This window comes from Caulobacter sp. GW821-FHT11A05, from assembly GCF_058809015.1.
Genome location: NZ_JBXASF010000001.1, coordinates 294,598 through 311,437, shown reverse-complemented (window position 1 = coordinate 311,437; position 16,840 = coordinate 294,598). Strand labels below are relative to the sequence as shown.

The window sequence follows — 16,840 nt, the reverse complement described above, 5'->3', positions numbered from 1 at the left end:
TGAGCACATTTGATCGAACAATGCTCGATCAAAATCAGGGGTTGCGACAATCTGCGCGCTCGCCTCGCGGCGGGACGGCCGAAATGCGGTAATCGGCGATCGCGGTTCAGGTCACCAGCGGCGAGGCGCTGGTCGGCGGCGGGAGGTCCTTGCCCGGCCCCGTCGGCCCGCGCAGCCTGGTTTTGAACTCGCGCCAGGTCACCGACTTGTCCTTGCGCAGCAGCCACTTCAGGAAGCCGAAGATGTCCTCCAGGATGGTGTACATCACCGGCACGAACAGCAGGCTGAGCAGGGTCGAGGTGATCAGGCCGCCGATGACGGCGATGGCCATCGGCTGGCGGAACTCGACGTCCTCGCCCAGGCCCAGCGCCACCGGCAGCATGCCGGCGCCCATAGCCACGGTGGTCATCAGGATCGGCCGCGCCCGCTTGTGGGCGGCGTCCATCATGGCGTCGTAGCGGGCCTGGCCGGCGTTGCGCGCCTCGATGCCGTACTCGACCAGCAGGATCGAGTTCTTGGCGGCGATGCCCATCAGCATGAGCAGGCCGATCAGGGCCGGCATCGACAGGTTGGTGCCGGTGATCAAGAGGGCGAAGAAGGCCCCGCCCAGGGCCAGCGGCAGGGCCATCTGGATGGTGATCGGGTGCAGGAAGCTCTTAAACAGCAGCACCAGCACCGCGTACATCAGCAGCACCCCGGTCGCGAAGGCGGTCAGGAAGCCGATGCCCAGTTCGGCGAAGGCCTCGACGTCGCCCGAGGGCTGGATCGAGACGCCGGCCGGCAGGGTCTTCAGCGCCGGCAGCGCCTTCACCGCCTTGTCGGCATCGCCCAGGGCCATGCCGGCCAGCTCGGCGGTGATGGTGGCGTTGCGGCTGCGGTCCAGCCGTTCGATCTGGCTGGGCCCGGCCCCGAAGGTGATGTCGGCCACGGCCGACAGCGGCACGGCCTCGCCCGAGGCGGTCGGCACCCGCAGGTTCTGCAGCACCTCCAGGTGCTCGCGGGCGTTCTCGGTCAGGCGCAGGCGGATCGGGATCTGCCGGTCGCCGAGGTTGAACTTGGGCAGCAGCTGGTCGATGTCGCCCAGGGTGGCGACCCGCACCGCCTGGCTGATGTCGCTGGACGACACCCCCATGCGGGCGGCGACGTCCGGCTTGGGCGTCACCAGGATCTCCGGCCGGGCGATGTCGGCGGTGTTGACGATGTTGGCCAGGCCCTGGATGCCGCGCATCTGGGTCTCGACCTCGCGGGCCGCCTTAGCCAGGGCGGCGCCGTCGTCGCTGGTCAGGGTGACGTTGTACAGCGGGGCAGAGCCATCGACGCCGAAGCGGATGCGGACCCCGGGGATGTCCTTCAGACTCTTGGCGATGTCCTGCTCGAACTCCTGCTGGGAGAGCTTGCGGTCGTGCTTGGGGACCAGGTTTGCGGTCACCGCAGCCCGCCGCACGTCGCCGAGCGCCCCGCCCGAGCCGCCAGGCCCGGTGGCCGCCAGGCCGGCGCCGACGCCGCCGTAGACGCTCTTCACCTCGGGCCGGGCCTTGAGGACCTGGGTGATCCGCAGGACCACCGCGTCGGTGTCCTCGATGGTCGCCCCCGGCGGCAGCTCGACGCTCATGGCGCTGTAGCCCTGGTCGCCGGCCGGGATGAACTCGCCCGGCACCATGGCCGCGACGACGATCGACAGGATGAAGAACAGCGTCCCCATGAAGAAGGAGATGATCCGGTGGCGCATGCCCCAGGCCAGGGCCTTGAGGTAGCCGCCCATCCAGAACGGGTCCTTGTGCTCGCTCATCTTGGCGGTGCGCTTGAGCAGGAAGGCGCTCATCAGCGGGGTGAGCATCCGCGCCACGACGAGCGAGAACAGCACCGAGACGCAGGCCGCCAGGGCGAAGCTCTTGAAGAACTGGCCGACAATGCCGGGCATGAAGCCGACCGGCGCGAACACCGCGATGATGGTCGCCGTCGTCGCCACCACCGCCAGGCCGATCTCGTCCGCCGCCTCCATGGCCGCCTGGTAGGGCGTCAGATTGTACTGCTGCATGTGGCGGACGATGTTCTCGATCTCGACGATCGCGTCGTCCACCAGGATGCCGATGGTCAGGCTGAGGGCCAGCAGGGTGACGACGTTGAAGCTCTGGTCCAGCGGCGCGAGGATGGCGAAGGTCGGGATCAGCGACAGCGGGATGGCCGTCGCCGTGATCAGGGTCGCCCGCCAGTCGCGCAGGAACAGGAAGACCACCGCCACCGCCAGGATGGCGCCCAGCAGCAGGGCCTCGACCGAGGCGTTGTAGCTGGCCTCGACGTACTGCACCGTCGAGGTGACCTCCTCGATGTCGAGGTCCTGGCGTTCGGCGTCGAGCTTCTCGATCGCCTTGCGGACCGCCTTGCCGGCCTTGACCTCGCTGCCGTCGCGGGTGCGCAGCATCGAGAAGGAGACCACCTCCTGGCCGTTGAACCGGGCCCTGATGCGCGGCTCGGTCCAGCTGTCGCTGACCTTGCCCAGGTCGCCCAGCCGCACGCTGCGGCCGCCGCCAAGCGTCACCCGCTTGTCGGCCAGTTGCTCGACGGTGTCGGCCCCGCCCAGGGTGCGGATGGCCCGCTCCTCGCCGCCGACCGTGGCCCGGCCGCCGGGCAGGTCGGCGTTGATGCTCTTCAAGGTCTGGCTGACCTGCGCCGCCGTCACCCCTTGCGCGGCGAGTTTGCGCGAGTCGAGCTCGACGCGGATCTCGCGCGACACGCCGCCCTCGCGGGTCACCTGGGCGATGCCGGGGATGGCCAGCAGGCGCTTGGAGACGTCGTTGTCGACGAACCAGCTCAGCTGTTCAGGATTGAGCGCGCCGGAGCGGACCACATAGGTGATCAGCGGCTGGCCGGAGATGTCGATGCGCTGGACGATCGGCTCGGGGATGTCCTGCGGCAGGTCGGCGCGCACCGAGGCGACGGCGTTGCGCACGTCGTTGGTCGCCCGCTCCAGGTCGGTGCCGATCTCGAACTCGACGCTGGTGTTGCTAACCCCGTCGCCGACGGTCGAGCGCACGTGGCGCACGCCGTTCAGGCCGGTCAGGGCATCCTCGATGATGCGGGTGACCTGGCTTTCCAGCTCAGGCGGCGCGGCCCCCGGCTGGCCGGCGGCGACCACCACCATCGGAAAGTCGATGTCGGGGAAGTTGTTCACCCGCATCTTCAGGAAGCCCTGCACGCCGGCCAGCGTCAGGATGATGAACAGCAGGATGACCGGGATCGGATGCTTGATCGACCAGGCGGAGATGTTGCGGAACATCGGCCGCCCCTAGCGTTTCGGCTGGGCGGCGACCACGCGGACAGTGTCCCCGTCGGCCAGGAAGCCGGCCCCGCCGACCACCACCCGTTCACCCGCCTGCAGGCCGGCGGCGATCTCGACGAACTCGCCGACCCGCGCGCCGGTGGTCACCTCGCGGAAGTGGGCCTGACTCCTGGCGTCGACGACATAGACGCCCGGTTTGGAGTTGCGGAACACCACCGAGGACTGCGGCAGGGTCAGGGCCGGCTGGTCGCCGACGTCGATGCTGGCCTTGGCGAACATGCCAGGCCGGAAGCTCTGCGGCGAGGCCAGGGTGACGCGGGCCAGGCCGACGCGGGTCTGGGCGTCGACGCGCGGGGTGACCAGGCGGACGACGCCACCGGTCTGGCCGCCCTCGTCGCCGGTGATCACCGCCGGCATGCCGGAGCGCACCAGGTTCAGCTGCGCCTCGGGCACCTCGCCGGCCAGCTCCAGCCGGCCGTCGCGGACCAGGCGGAGGAGTTCGACGCCGGGCTGGACGATCTGGCCCTTGACCACGGTGCGGCTGGAGACCCGGCCGCTGACCGGGGCGCGAAGGTTGGTCTGGTCCAGCTGGGCGGCCGAGGAGGCCGCGGCCGCTTCGGCCTGGGCCAGGCCGGCCGAGGCGGTGCGTTGCTTGGCCAGCGCCGTGTCCAGCGCCGCCTGCGACAGGAAGCCCTTGGCCTTCAGCTCCTGGGCCCGGCCGAGCGCGGCGGTGGCCTCGGCCAGGGTCGCCTTGGCCGACAGCACTCCGGCCTGCGCCTGGCGCAGCGCCGCCCGCTGGACGGTGTCGCTCATCTTGACGATCAGCTGGCCCTGACGGACCCAGTCACCCTCGTCGACCAGCACCTGCACGGCGGTCAGGCCGCCGGTCTCGGCGCCGACGATGACCTCGTTCCAGGCGGTGACGCTGCCCGACACCTCGACCCGCCGGGGCAGGGTCTGTTCGGTGACGACGGCAGCGGTGACGGTCTGGGCGGTCCGGGTCTTGGGCGCCTCTTCCTTCTTGCCACAGGCGGCCAGCGGCAACGCCAGGGCGAAGGCGAAAGTCAAAGCGAGGGTCCGCGTCCGGCCAGGCCGGTCGGTAAAGGCGCGCACTTAGAACTCCCCAGTCTGTGCAGGCGACCTGCGGTATCTAGGCTCCTGCGAGCATTTCGCAACCACGAAGCACCCCGTTCGTCCCTTAGGACGGCCGGGAAAGCCCAGTTCCGACAGGCTGCTGACAAAATAGGGACAGTGGGCTCAGCCTTCGGCCCGATCCGCCCAATGGCCAGGGGCGGCGGCCAGCACCGCGGCGACCTTGGCGGTCAGCTCCTCGGCGGCGAAGGGCTTGAGCAGGTAGCCGCCGGCTCCGGCCCGGATGGCCGCCTGGATGTCGACGCCGAGCCCCGAGGCGCTGAACACCAACACCGGGGTGTCCTTGAACCGGTTGCGCAGGCGGACGCGGCTGATCAGTTCCAGGCCGGACATGCCGGGCATGCTGACATCGACCACCAGCATGTCGGGGCGGCCCATGACCAGGTACTTCAGGGCGTGCTCGCCGCTCCAGGCGGTGGCGACCTCGTAGCCGGCCGCTTCCAGCACCAGCCGGGCGTATTCACGGACGGGTTCGTCGTCGTCGACGACCAGAATGAGTGGCGCCATCGCATACCTCGCGTCATGCGAACGCTCAGATTGGGCCCAGAGTTCTTCCGAACTGTAAATCCGTCGCGCGTCGCGGACGCTCGCACCGGGCGCGATTTGTGCTAGACGCGCCCCACCATGACCACCCCGCCTATCGACAAGATCCGCAACTTCTCCATCGTGGCCCACATCGACCACGGCAAGAGTACGCTCTCCGACCGCCTCATCCAGCAGACGGGCGGCCTGACCGCGCGCGAGATGACCGAGCAGGTCCTCGACAACATGGACATCGAGAAGGAGCGCGGCATCACCATCAAGGCGCAGACCGTGCGCCTCAACTACAAGGCCAAGGACGGCGAGAACTACGTCCTCAACCTGATGGACACCCCCGGCCACGTCGACTTCGCCTATGAGGTCAGCCGCTGCCTGGCCGCTTGCGAAGGTTCGATCCTGGTGGTCGACGCCAGCCAGGGCGTCGAGGCCCAGACCCTGGCCAACGTCTACCAGGCCATCGACAACAACCACGAGATCGTCCCGGTCCTCAACAAGATCGACCTGCCGGCCGCCGAGCCCGACCGCATCCGCCAGCAGATCGAGGACGTCATCGGCCTCGACGCCAGCGACGCCGTGCTCTGCAGCGCCAAGAGTGGCCTCGGCATCGACGACGTTCTGGAAGCCATCGTCACCCGCCTGCCCGCCCCCAAGGGCGACCCGGACGCGCCGCTGAAGGCCCTGCTGGTCGACGCCTGGTACGACGCCTACCTGGGCGTCATCGTCCTGGTCCGCATCTTCGACGGGTCGTTGAAGGCCGGCCAGCGCATCAAGATGATGAACGCCGGCAAGACCCACCTGGTCGACCGGGTCGGCGTCTTCCAGCCCAAGAACACGCCGGTCGACGCGCTTGGCCCGGGCGAGGTCGGCTTCTTCACCGCCCAGATCAAGGAAGTGGCAGACGCCGCCGTCGGCGACACCATCACCGACGAGAAGAAGCCGACGTCCCAGGCCCTGACCGGCTTCAAGGAAGTGCAGCCGGTGGTGTTCTGCGGCCTGTTCCCGGTCGACGCCGCCGACTTCGAGGACCTGCGCGCCGCCATCGGTCGCCTTCGCCTGAACGATGCGAGCTTCTCGTACGAGATGGAAACCAGCGCCGCCCTCGGCTTCGGCTTCCGTTGCGGGTTCCTGGGCCTGCTGCACCTGGAGATCATCCAGGAGCGCCTCAGCCGCGAGTTCGACCTCGACCTGATCGCGACGGCGCCGAGCGTCGTCTACAAGATCGGCCTGATGCACGACGGCGGCGAGATCGAGCTGCACAACCCGGCCGATCTGCCCGATCCGGTCAAGATCGACACCATCAGCGAGCCCTGGATCAAGGCGACGATCCTGACCCCCGACGAATACCTCGGCGGCGTCATCAAGCTGTGCCAGGACCGCCGCGGCCAGCAGCGGGAGCTTTCCTACGTCGGCAGCCGCGCCCTCTTGGTCTACGACCTGCCGCTCAACGAGGTGGTCTTCGACTTCTACGACCGGCTGAAATCCATCTCCAAGGGCTACGCCAGCTTCGACTACCAGATCGAGGGGTACAGGGTCGGCGACCTGGTCAAGATGCAGATCCTGGTCAACGCCGAGCCGGTCGACGCCCTCTCCATGCTGGTCCACCGCGACCGCGCCGAGCAGCGCGGCCGGGGCATGGTCGAGAAGATGAAGGAGCTGATCCCGCCCCACATGTTCGTCATCCCCATCCAGGCGGCCATCGGCGGCCGGATCATCGCCCGCGAGACCGTGCGGGCCCTGCGCAAGGACGTAACGGCCAAGTGCTACGGCGGCGACGCCAGCCGCAAGCGCAAGCTGCTCGACAAGCAGAAGGCCGGCAAGAAGCGCATGCGCCAGTTCGGCAAGGTCGAGATCCCGCAGGAAGCCTTCATCGCGGCGCTGAAGATGGACGACAACTGAGGTGACTCCCGAAGACGCCGAACTGCTCGAACCCTACCACCAGGAAATCGGCCGCCTGGCCCTGGAGGCCGCCGACGAGACGGCCACCAAGCTCCTGGTCTACGCCGAGATGGACTCCGACGGCCTGACCGCCGACCTCTTCTTCGACGACCCCGAGGCCCCCGACGACATCCGCTACCGCCTCTGCCCGCCGATGCTGGAGGCGGTCATCGAGGCCTATTGGGACGCCGCCCGCCAGATCGATCCCAAGGGCGAATGGGCGACCATGGCCTATGTCATCGAGGACGGCGGCTTCCGGGTGGAGCTGAAATACCCCGAAGAGATCGACGAACTGCCGGACGAGGACATCAGCGACCGGCGGCCCGTGGTGGTGGCGGCGGTGTTCGGCCCCGGTCTGGTGGACTACTCGCGGCCGGGGGCGTGAAGCGGCTGGGGGGTGGTGTTATCGAAGCGGGACCATTATAGCACGGCGCCAGTCGATGTGCCGGTATTTATTCTTGTATTTTCCACGCCTTAAGTCCAATCGAATGTCCGCCGGAAGGCGCCATTCGACGGTCGTCGGATGCCGTTTCGACCACCCGGGAACCTCCCGTGTCGGCTGCCTTGGCGGACCGGCGGCGGGGCGGCGAAATCGGGGGGAAAACAATATGTCTAGACATATTCATCCGCCCTGGCGGCGGTCGCCGCGTCAGACGCCCCAGAAATAGTCCGGCGCCACGCCCTCGGCCTTCTGCCAGACGCAGACCCAGCGGCGCTTGCCGCCGTCGTCGTAGGACACCGCCTGCAGCAGGGCGAAGCCCTGGGCGCGGAAGGCCTTGTCGCGGACGAGCGCGTCCTCGTCCCCGACCCAGGCCTGCCAGCCGTGCTTGCCGGCCGGCCGGTAGAGGCTGGCGAAGCGAAGCTGGCCGGCGTCGAGGTAGGGCACGGCGCGGGCCAGGCGGAAGCCCTTGGCCTGCATGGCCTTGGTCAGGGGTGTCAGGTCATTCTGCTTGAGGCCGTGGCGCGCCTCCCAGGCGGTCGCCGAGCGCCGCAGCAGGGTGGTGAAGCGGGGGGCGCCGTCCATGTTGTCGACGCTGATCGAGACCGGCTCCAGGCCGGTGCGCGCGGCGCGGGCGACCAGGGCCTGGTATTCGGCCGGCGTCTGGCCGATGTGCCAGCTTTCAGGCCCGGCCGCGCCGCCCAGCTGGAACAGGGTCATGACACTCTGGGCGTGGGCCTGCACGCAGAGGCCGCGCAGGCGATAGCCGTTGTCGCCCGCGTCCTTGATGACGCCCGCCAGCTCGCCGCCCGCGACGCCGAAGGCGGCCAGGCCGGGCGGCGGCGCGATCTCGCTGAGCACCACATCGACCTTGCCGAACCCGCCGCCGGCCAGGTCCAGGCCGGTCGGGCTGAAGCCGTCACCGTCGTCGGCGAAGCCGTCGCCGAAGTCGTCCGCCGGGCCGCTGAAGATGTCCTGCCGCGCAACCGCCGCCGTCGCGGCCCGCGCGCCGGCGCCCGTGCCGAGGCCAAGGCCGGCGAGGCCGGCGATCATCGCCCGTCGGTTGGTGGTCATCGCCAAAGCTCCCCTGGATACCGAGGCCTGCATGGCCAAGGGGGAGCAGTGGATCAATACCCGTTTGCGGTAGGTTGTCTGGGCGTGCGGACGCCGGCCCTCAGGCCGCGGAGGCGCCCGACGGCTCCTCGGCCACGACGCGGATCGGCCGCCGCATGCGGTACAGCCACAGGCCCAGCACGACCGCCCCGCCCATCATGACCGCCTGCATGGCCAGGATGACCGGCAGCATGACGATCTGGAGGAGGACGACGAAGCCGAAGGCGGTGGTGTCCGCGGATCCGGTCATGCTGGCCAGCAGCAAGAACAGGGCGATGAGCAGGAAGAAGGGCACGAAGATCACGCCCATGCCGATGGCATAGCCGATGGCGACCATCTTGAAGGCCCCGCCCAGCTGCAGCTGTCCCCCTGTCGTCCGCAGTTCCATGATGTCGCCCTCCCGTTGGCCTGGCCGGTGACGGTTACGCGGACAGGGTGTCCTCGGCAATCCGCACCCGCCGGCGGAAGGCTGAATCGGGGACAGGGCTAGGAGGGTGGCGATCGGACGATTGGGTATTTCGCGCTCCGGCACGTCCGAGAAAGTTCTTGACTTTTGCTCATTTTGAGAATAATGTCCAAAGACAAGCTTCGGAGTGGTTACAGGTTCAATTCCAATCGTCACGGCTTTGCCCGTTGTCGCCCTACTCTCTGTCCTAGGCCTCATGGCTGGAAAGGTGAAAGGTGACGATATGAATACAGGCAATCCGAAAAATCAGGATGGCAAACAGACGATAGTAACTAGGCTGGTGAACATAACGCGTAAATTTGCAGGTCAATTCCTGCTAGTAACCGCGGCGATGGGCGCAAGCTGGACGGCTGGAAACGTCGCTCTACCACTATGAAAGGGCCGCTAGCTGGGAAGCAGCGGCCCTCTCGGTTTCCGGCGGCAAGTTGCTGAGCCGTGCACTCTCGGTGGCAATGCAAAACACTCAAATTGGTGACGACGATGCTCCCATGCCGGGACCTAGCACCATTGCAAACATCTAGTATTCGGAGAAAATTTTGCACGCATTTCAAATCAAGGTCGCTCGTGTAAACGAGGGGGAGCACCAAGCCGCTGAATTCAGCGTCGAGGCTATTGGCGTGCATCTCGACGCAGAAGGGTCGCTCACCATCACCCAAGAAGGCGGCTGCAGTCAGTCGTTAGGGCCGACTTCGTGGGGAGCATTCAGGGTCTCAAGGGTGCCGTCAGCGAGCGACAGGCTGTAGCCCTTGGAGCTTTCGAGGGCGGCCATCTGACATTGCACTGCTGCCGCCCTCGTAAGTTCAAGAGGTTCTGCCTCGACACTCTGAAAAGTTGCACATTATGCTGACTTATCAGGGGGAGAATTTTGGCCAGCAATGAACGACCAGAAGTGCAGCACCGCTTTGGCGGCGCATGGACCGAGAAAAAGCTCGAAGCCGTCCGCTACTATCTAGAGTTCTATACTGGAGCCCTACGAAATCAGCCCTTCGACCTTTGGTACATTGATGCGTTTGCGGGAAGCGGAGAGCGTACCGAAACCCGCCTTGAGGGTGGCCTCCTTGAGGGCACGCCCACGGAGTTCAAGAACGTTCAGCTAGACGGGTCGGCCCGTCGCGCTATGGCGATCCAACCACCCTTTAGGCACCTTATTTTTGTTGAGGGTGACACAAAGCGATTTAAGGCCCTTTGCAAACTCCGCGACGAAGACACGCGCGTCGAATGCCTAAACGGCGATGCGAACGAAGTCTTGCGCGGAATATTCTCTAGACCGGCATGGCGCCTTTCCGGCCCAGGCAAAGGTTCTCAGCGTGGCGTCGTCTTCCTGGACCCATACGGCATGCAGGTTTCTTGGGAGACCTTGAAAATGCTCGCCGCTACTAAAAGAGTTGACGTCTGGTACCTCTTTCCGTTGGCGGCAACAACACGACAACTGGCAAGGAATTTTGAGGCAATCGATTCACACAAGACCGCCGCGTTGACGCGACTCTTCGGGGACGAGAGCTGGGCCACAGATCTTTATGAACCTAGCGCTACGACTAGCCTCTTTGATGAGCCTGCAGGCAGCGAAAGAGGCGCGACGCCGGAGCAAATCGAGGCCTACTTCAAGAAGAAGCTCGAAAAGATTTTCAGCTACGTTTCGCCGCCGTTGCCTCTGTTCACCGACGCGGGATCTCAGCAGTTTTCTCTCTTCCTGACGCTTTCTAATGATTCACCGAAGGCCATTCAGCTAGCGAAGAACGGCGTACGAGACCTCCTTAAACAGCACTCACAACAGGCATTTCGTCGTAAGTCCGCCCATTGAGCAGCCTGCCGGTGGCTTTCTTGTTCCGGCCGCCCCACTGTTTGAAGAAGAATGCGGTACCGTTCGCCGCGCAACGCAGCCGGATTTCGTCGACCCATTCCGGCGACATCGGTCGGGCCCTGGGGCCAGACTCTCCACCAACGATCGCCCAGCCAATCCCTGAAAGATCCGCAGCGGCGACAGAGCCGATCAGTGGTTCAAACGAGACAAATCTGACCTGAGCCGGAACCGCTCTAAGGTCATCCAGACGAGTGAGCACTGCAGAGTCCTCGACACTCGTGCCAAGCCAGACATTCGGCAAAACTGGCCCGGCAAAAGTGGACACTATCTCCCGCATGCGCTCGGGGCGCTTCGTGAGGATCTGATAGGTGTGGTGGGGCGTCCGGCGCATGACGTCCCAGACGCGCTCGACGAAATCCGCAGGAACGTCCTGATGGAAAAGGTCTGACATCGAGTTCACAAATATCTTGCGAGGAGATCGCCAGCGCAGCGGCGCCTCCAGCGATCCTTCGTCCAAGGTGATCTTGCCAGTCCAGATGTACCGATCGCCACTCTTGCGAGTTAGGCCGGCATATTTCGGCACCCGCATAGCGTCTAGACGTGCGGCCATTCTCATGGCGTAGCAGTTGGTGCAGCCCGGCGTAATGATGGCGCACCCAGCGACAGGGTTCCAAGTAGCGTCCGTCCATTCAATCGAAGTCTCGGCCATGCGGCGGACTCTCTTCTCAGAAATTGGCGTCAAGGAGTCCATGCCTGCATTAACCATGCCAAGTTCGCACTTTGTGAGAGCGATTCTCAAAAGCGAACAAAACAAGAACAACACGACTTATACGGTCGGTCAAGGAGCGCTCTCGCTGTCCGCCCACTAGAGTGGGCGGAGGACGGTTCGGAGCGGGAGCGACGGACCAGGAGGCGGGCCCGCGCCGGTGGTTGGGGGTTCGCGCCCTTCTTGAGGCGTTGGCGGCGGCTTTCGCCCTTCACATCCGCCAGTGGAAATCCCGCCTCGGTTTGGCTCGCTTGCAGCGCTCGCCAAAGCAAGGTTCCGCCCCCGCCGACGCGGAGGGCGAACGCTCCCTCCTACACTCCGCTCATCCCGGCGAACGCCGGGACCCATCCGCGTGATCTCGATGCCTGAACATCCCGGCTCGAAACCCGGTTGTTCGGGGGCCAATCCCGAAGGTCAGAGCTCTGGCGGATGGGTCCCGGCGTTCGCCGGGATGAGCGGAAGGGGGATGAGCGGAAGGGGGGTGGGCGGAAGGGGAATGACCGGAGCGGGTGAGGTGGGGTCGCGGGTCGGGAGGGTGGCCAGGAAGGCCTCCACATGGCCGGGCGGGCCTATGCCGCAGGCCTCCCAGTAGAGGTCGCGCCAGTTGGCGTTGGCTTCCTCGATCAGTTCGATCTTCCAGGAGCGGCGCCATTCCTTCATGCGGCGCTCGCGGCGGAAGGCGGCTTCCCGGGTTTCGAAGACCTGGAACCAAACGAGGCGGTCACAGCCGTACTTGGCGCTGAAGCCGTCGAAGGTCTTGTTCTTGTGCTGGCCTATGCGCGTGGTGAGGCAATCGGTGCTGCCGATGTACAGCGTTCCGTTCTGCTGGTTGGTCACGATGTAGCAGAAAAAGGCCATGCGTTTGAGCATGGCCTTCTGAGAACAAACACGCAACATCGAGATCACGCGGATGGGTCCCGGCGTTCGCCGGGATGAGCGGAAGGGAGGAGGGGGCGGTGGTCCTCCTCCCCCCTTGTTAGTGCACCTTCGCCTTGCCGATCTCCAGCGCCCCATCCCCGGCCCGCACCTGGATGACGCTGCCGTCCTCCAGCTCGCCGGCCAGCAGTTTCCGCGCGATCGGGTCGACCAAGTCCTTCTGGATCACCCGCTTCAGCGGCCGCGCCCCGTACACCGGGTCGTAGCCCTTCTCGGCCAGCCAGTGCATCGCTCCGTCGTCCAGGGCGATGGCCATCCTCCGGTCGGCCAGCAGCTTTTCCACCCGGGCCAGCTGGATGCGGACGATGCTGCCCATGTCGACCCGCGCCAGCCGCTTGAAGAGGATGATCTCGTCGATGCGGTTGAGGAACTCGGGGCGGAAGTTCTTGCGGACCACGTCCATCACCTGCGGGCGCACCAGGTCGGTGTCCTCGCCCTCGGCCTGGGCGGCCAGGTATTCGGCGCCCATGTTCGAGGTCATGATGATCAGGGTGTTGCGGAAGTCGACCGTGCGGCCCTGGCCGTCGGTCAGGCGGCCGTCGTCAAGGACCTGCAGCAGCACGTTGAAGACGTCCGGGTGGGCCTTCTCGATCTCGTCGAACAGCACCACCTGGTAGGGCCGGCGGCGGACGGCCTCAGTCAGGGCGCCGCCCTCGTCGTAGCCGACGTAGCCGGGGGGCGCGCCGATCATGCGGCTGACGCTGTGCTTTTCCATGTACTCGCTCATGTCGAGGCGGGTGACCGCCGCCTCGTCGTCGAACAGGTACTCCGCAAGCGCCTTGGTCAGCTCGGTCTTGCCGACGCCCGTGGGGCCGAGGAACAGGAAGCTGCCGATCGGGCGTTGCGGGTCCTTCAGGCCGGCACGGGCCCGGCGGACGGCGTCGGAGACGGCGACCAGGGCTTCCTCCTGGCCGACGACGCGTTGGCGCAGGCCGTCCTCCATCTTCAGCAGCTTTTCTCGCTCGCCCTCCAGCATCTTCTCGACCGGCACCCCGGTCCAGCGGCTGACGACGGCGGCGATCTGCTGGTCGTCGACGACCTCGGGGGCGACGTCGGGCTCGGCGGCGTCCTTGGCCTCTTCCTCGGCCAGGCGCTTTTCCAGGGCCGGGATCTCGCCATAGGCGATCTCCGAGGCGCGCATCAGGTCGCCGCTGCGCTGGGCGCTGATCAGTTCGGCGCGCAGGCGTTCGAGGGCCTCTCTGCTCTGGGCCTCGGCCCCGCGGTTGGCCTTCTCCTGGCTCCATTTGGCGGTCATCTCGTCCGACCGATGTTGGAGATCGTCGATCTCGACCTCCAGGTTCTCCAGCCGCGCCTTGGAGGCGTTGTCGGTTTCCTTCTTCAGCGCCTCGCGCTCGATCTTCAGCTGCACCAGGCGGCGGTCGATCTCGTCCAGCTCCTCGGGCTTGCTGTCGACGGCCATGCGCACGCGGCTGCCGGCCTCGTCCATCAGGTCGATGGCCTTGTCGGGCAGGAAGCGGTCGGTGATGTAGCGGTTGGAGAGGGTGGCGGCGGCGACGATGGCACCGTCGGTGATCCGCACCCCATGGTGCAGCTCGTACTTCTCCTTCAGGCCGCGCAGGATGGAGACGGTGTCCTCGACGCTCGGCTCGTCGACGAACACCGGCTGGAAGCGGCGGGCCAGGGCGGCGTCCTTCTCGACGTGCTTGCGGTACTCGTCGAGCGTGGTGGCGCCGACGCAGTGCAGCTCGCCGCGGGCCAGGGCGGGCTTGAGCAGGTTGGAGGCGTCCATCGCCCCGTCGCCCTTGCCGGCGCCCACGAGGGTGTGCATCTCGTCGATGAACAGGACGATGCCGCCCTCGGCCGCGACGACCTCGCCCAGCACGGCTTTCAGGCGCTCCTCGAACTCGCCGCGGTACTTCGCGCCGGCGATCAGGGCGCCCATGTCGAGGCTGAGGAGCTTCTTGTCCTTGAGGCTTTCGGGGACGTCGCCGTTGACCATGCGGATGGCCAGGCCCTCGACGATGGCGGTCTTGCCGACGCCGGGTTCGCCGATGAGGACGGGGTTGTTCTTGGTGCGGCGGGCCAGCACCTGGATGGTGCGGCGGATCTCCTCGTCGCGGCCGATGACCGGGTCGAGCTTCTGGTCGCGAGCCGCCTGGGTCAGGTCGCGGGCGTAGCGTTTGAGGGCGTCGTAGCCGTCTTCGGCGCCGGCGCTGTCGGCGGTGCGGCCCTTGCGCAGGTCCTCGGCGGCGGTGGTCAGCTGCTTTTCGGTGGTCCCGGCGGCTTTGAGGGCCGTGGCGGCGTCGCCGCCTTCCTTGGCGGTGGCGATCAGCAGGCGTTCGGTGGTGACGAAGGCGTCGCCGGCGGCCTTGGCGGCCTCCTCGGCGGCGGCGAAGACGCGGGCGGTCTCCGGCTTCATGTAGAGCTGGCCCGAGCCGCCCTCGACCTTGGGCATCTTGGCGAGGTTGGCCTCGACCGCCTGGTCGGCGACGTCGGGCCGGCCGCCGGCCGATTGGATGAGGGCGCGGGAGAGGCCGTCCTTCTCCTCGAGCAGGACCTTGAGGATGTGGTCGGGGGTGAGGTGCTGGTGGCGACGCGCCAGGGCCAGCGACTGGGCCGATTGCACGGCCTGCTTGGCGCGGTCGGAGTAGAGGTCGATGTTCAAGGTGTCAGTCCCCTCTGGAGGCGGAGTTGGCCGGAAGCCTCATCGGAGCGCAACCGGACTGGCACGGATGTAGGTGTGGCAGATGGGTCACACAAGGACATGGATCAAATTGTTCCTCCCCCATCGGGGGAGGGGGACCGCGCGCGGATACGCGCGTGGTGGAGGGGGTCCCCACCGGCGGTTCAGCCGTGAACAGGTTTACCCGCCGACTTTGGCGGTGACCCCCTCCGTCAACGGCTTCGCCGCTGCCACCTCCCCCGAGAGGGGGAGGAGCTGCTACTTCTGGTCCGCGTACAGCTTCACCACCTCGTGCAGGAACGTCCGGCTGTCGTAGAGGCTCTTCACCCGCACCCGCTCGTTCAGCCCGTGCGTGCCGCCGCCGTCGGGGTCGAAGAACAGGCCCGACAGGCCGTAGCTGGGGGTGCCGGCGGCCGAGGTGAAGCGGCTGTCGGTGGCGCCGGTCGACATGGCGGGGATGATCGGCACGCCGGGCCAGATCCTGGCCGCCACCTGGCGGGCCGGGCCGAGGACCTTTTCATCGAGCGGCGGGGCGACGGCCTTGGGGCTGGGGGCGGCGGCCAGCTTGAACTTGACGCCCGGGTCGCCGCCGACGCGTTCGAGCTCCTTCAGCACCTCAAGCGGATCGACGCCCGGCAGGATGCGGCAGTTGACGTTGGCGGTCGCTCTCTGGGGCAGCGCGTTGGGGGCGTGGCCGGCCGTGACCATGGTCGGCACGCAGGTGGTGCGCATCATGCTGTTGCGGCCGCGGTCCTTGACGATGACGGCCTCGGCCGCCTTGTCGGTGGGGTCCTTGAGGATGGCCAGCAGGGCGGCGGCGACGGCCGGGTCGGTCTCCAGCTTGGCGGAACCCTCGAAGTTCTGGCGGACGGCGTCGTTGATGGCGATCGGGAAGTCGTAGTCGCCGACGTTGGCCAGCACCTTGCTGAGCCGGACGATGGCGTTGTCCTTGAACGGCCGGCTGGAGTGGCCGCCCGGGTTGGTGATCTCCAGGGTGTAGTCCTGATAGACCTTCTCGCCGGCCTGGATGGCCAGGTAGAGGGGCTTGCCGTTGGCGTCGAGGCGGGCGGCGGCGCCCTCGTTGAGCACCATGCCGGCGGCCAGGGCCTGGGGGTGGGTCTTCATCAGCCAGTCGACGCCGTTGAAGGTGTCGGCGGTTTCCTCGCCGCAGGTCAGGGCCAGCTTGATGTCGCGGCGGGGTTTGTAGGCGGCCTCTTTGTACCGGACCATGCTGTCGGTGAAGATGGCGGCCATGGCTTTGTCGTCGCTGGCCCCGCGGGCGTAGAAGTAGCCGCCTTCCTCGACCAGGGTGAACGGGTCGCGCTCCCAGTCGGCCCGGTTGGCCTCGACGACGTCGATGTGGGCCAGCAGCAGCAGGGGTTTGAGCTTGGCGTCCTTGCCGTGCAGGGTGGCGATCAGGTTGCCATCCTTGGGGCGGCCTTCGGGGATCAGGATCTGCAGGTCGGCGTCGGGGTAGCCGGCGGCCTTCAGGCGAGCAGCCATGCGCTCGGCGGCCAGGGTGCAGCTGCCGACCGACAGGGTGGTGTTGGTCTCGACCAGCTCCCTGTAGAGGCCCTTGAAGCGGACGAGGTCGGGGCGGAGCGCCTCCTGCGCCTGAGCCGCGCCGGCAAAGAGGGTCAGGGCCAGGACGGCGGCGCCAGTCTTCAGAAGGGTTGGGCGGATGGACATGGAAGCTCCCCAGGACACGAAGAGCCGAGCCTATGGGGCGGGCAAAGGCGAGGCAACCTTTGGTCCTTCCTTCTCCCTC

Annotated in this window: 12 protein-coding genes; 3 read left to right on the top strand and 9 right to left on the bottom strand. The window is 66.8% G+C overall.

Annotated elements, in window-relative coordinates; genetic code table 11:
- Nucleotides 1–106 precede the first annotated feature (106 nt).
- The 3 genes from AC1RSK_RS01415 to AC1RSK_RS01405 form a co-directional block, all read right to left on the bottom strand.
- The gene (locus AC1RSK_RS01415; protein ID WP_492904862.1) at nt 107–3,277 is read right to left on the bottom strand and encodes an efflux RND transporter permease subunit; all 3,171 of its coding nucleotides are present in this window, start codon (nt 3,275–3,277) and stop codon (nt 107–109) included.
- A 9-nt stretch (nt 3,278–3,286) separates the two neighbouring features.
- Nucleotides 3,287–4,348 carry an efflux RND transporter periplasmic adaptor subunit gene (locus AC1RSK_RS01410; RefSeq protein ID WP_492904860.1) on the bottom strand — a complete coding sequence of 354 codons (1,062 nt, stop codon included), beginning with the start codon at nt 4,346–4,348 and terminating at the stop codon, nt 3,287–3,289.
- A 189-nt stretch (nt 4,349–4,537) separates the two neighbouring features.
- On the bottom strand, nt 4,538–4,939 hold the full coding sequence (locus AC1RSK_RS01405; RefSeq protein ID WP_492904858.1) for a response regulator: 402 nt from the start codon (nt 4,937–4,939) through the stop codon (nt 4,538–4,540).
- A gap of 117 nt (nt 4,940–5,056) precedes the next feature.
- Here AC1RSK_RS01405 and lepA point away from each other — a divergent pair, with 117 nt between their 5' ends.
- Together lepA and AC1RSK_RS01395 are read left to right on the top strand one after the other, a co-directional pair.
- On the top strand, nt 5,057–6,868 hold the full coding sequence (lepA, locus tag AC1RSK_RS01400) for a translation elongation factor 4 (protein ID WP_492904856.1): 1,812 nt from the start codon (nt 5,057–5,059) through the stop codon (nt 6,866–6,868).
- Nucleotide 6,869: 1 nt separating this feature from the next.
- A complete protein-coding gene (locus tag AC1RSK_RS01395) occupies nt 6,870–7,292 on the top strand; it encodes a hypothetical protein (protein WP_492904854.1) in 423 nt (140 codons plus the stop codon).
- Between the two features lie 264 nt (nt 7,293–7,556).
- Here the strand turns inward: AC1RSK_RS01395 and AC1RSK_RS01390 are convergent, their stop codons facing one another.
- Nucleotides 7,557–8,420 (bottom strand): hypothetical protein, encoded by an 864-nt coding sequence (locus tag AC1RSK_RS01390; protein ID WP_492904852.1) that lies wholly within the window; start codon nt 8,418–8,420, stop codon nt 7,557–7,559.
- Nucleotides 8,421–8,520: 100 nt separating this feature from the next.
- Nucleotides 8,521–8,847, bottom strand: coding sequence for a hypothetical protein (locus tag AC1RSK_RS01385; protein WP_492904850.1), 327 nt, complete (start codon nt 8,845–8,847; stop codon nt 8,521–8,523).
- 943 nt (nt 8,848–9,790) lie between these two features.
- Between AC1RSK_RS01385 and tcmP the strand changes: the two genes are divergently transcribed.
- Nucleotides 9,791–10,726, top strand: coding sequence for a three-Cys-motif partner protein TcmP (gene tcmP, locus AC1RSK_RS01380; RefSeq protein ID WP_492904849.1), 936 nt, complete (start codon nt 9,791–9,793; stop codon nt 10,724–10,726).
- On the opposite strand, the gene AC1RSK_RS01375 is transcribed toward tcmP, so the two are convergent.
- The 4 genes from AC1RSK_RS01375 to AC1RSK_RS01360 form a co-directional block, all read right to left on the bottom strand.
- Complete coding sequence (locus AC1RSK_RS01375) at nt 10,680–11,435, bottom strand: DUF5131 family protein (RefSeq protein ID WP_492904847.1); 756 nt, start codon at nt 11,433–11,435, stop codon at nt 10,680–10,682. The genes tcmP and AC1RSK_RS01375 overlap by 47 nt on opposite strands.
- Before the next feature lie 471 nt (nt 11,436–11,906).
- Complete coding sequence (locus AC1RSK_RS01370) at nt 11,907–12,362, bottom strand: GIY-YIG nuclease family protein (RefSeq protein WP_492904845.1); 456 nt, start codon at nt 12,360–12,362, stop codon at nt 11,907–11,909.
- A 106-nt stretch (nt 12,363–12,468) separates the two neighbouring features.
- Nucleotides 12,469–15,054: an ATP-dependent chaperone ClpB gene (gene clpB / locus AC1RSK_RS01365; protein WP_492904843.1), complete on the bottom strand. Its 2,586-nt coding sequence runs from the start codon at nt 15,052–15,054 to the stop codon at nt 12,469–12,471.
- A 276-nt stretch (nt 15,055–15,330) separates the two neighbouring features.
- Nucleotides 15,331–16,761: a M20/M25/M40 family metallo-hydrolase gene (locus AC1RSK_RS01360; protein ID WP_492904841.1), complete on the bottom strand. Its 1,431-nt coding sequence runs from the start codon at nt 16,759–16,761 to the stop codon at nt 15,331–15,333.
- Nucleotides 16,762–16,840 lie beyond the last annotated feature (79 nt).

Excerpts from the sequence above, each read along its gene's own strand:
- AC1RSK_RS01415 (WP_492904862.1), bottom strand. The coding sequence starts at position 3,277 with ATGTTCCGCAACATCTCCGCCTGGTCGATCAAGCATCCGATCCCGGTC.
- AC1RSK_RS01405 (WP_492904858.1), bottom strand. The coding sequence starts at position 4,939 with ATGGCGCCACTCATTCTGGTCGTCGACGACGACGAACCCGTCCGTGAA.
- lepA (WP_492904856.1), top strand. The coding sequence starts at position 5,057 with ATGACCACCCCGCCTATCGACAAGATCCGCAACTTCTCCATCGTGGCC.
- AC1RSK_RS01390 (WP_492904852.1), bottom strand. The coding sequence starts at position 8,420 with ATGACCACCAACCGACGGGCGATGATCGCCGGCCTCGCCGGCCTTGGC.
- AC1RSK_RS01385 (WP_492904850.1), bottom strand. The coding sequence starts at position 8,847 with ATGGAACTGCGGACGACAGGGGGACAGCTGCAGCTGGGCGGGGCCTTC.
- AC1RSK_RS01375 (WP_492904847.1), bottom strand. The coding sequence starts at position 11,435 with ATGGCCGAGACTTCGATTGAATGGACGGACGCTACTTGGAACCCTGTC.
- AC1RSK_RS01370 (WP_492904845.1), bottom strand. The coding sequence starts at position 12,362 with ATGCTCAAACGCATGGCCTTTTTCTGCTACATCGTGACCAACCAGCAG.
- AC1RSK_RS01360 (WP_492904841.1), bottom strand. The coding sequence starts at position 16,761 with ATGTCCATCCGCCCAACCCTTCTGAAGACTGGCGCCGCCGTCCTGGCC.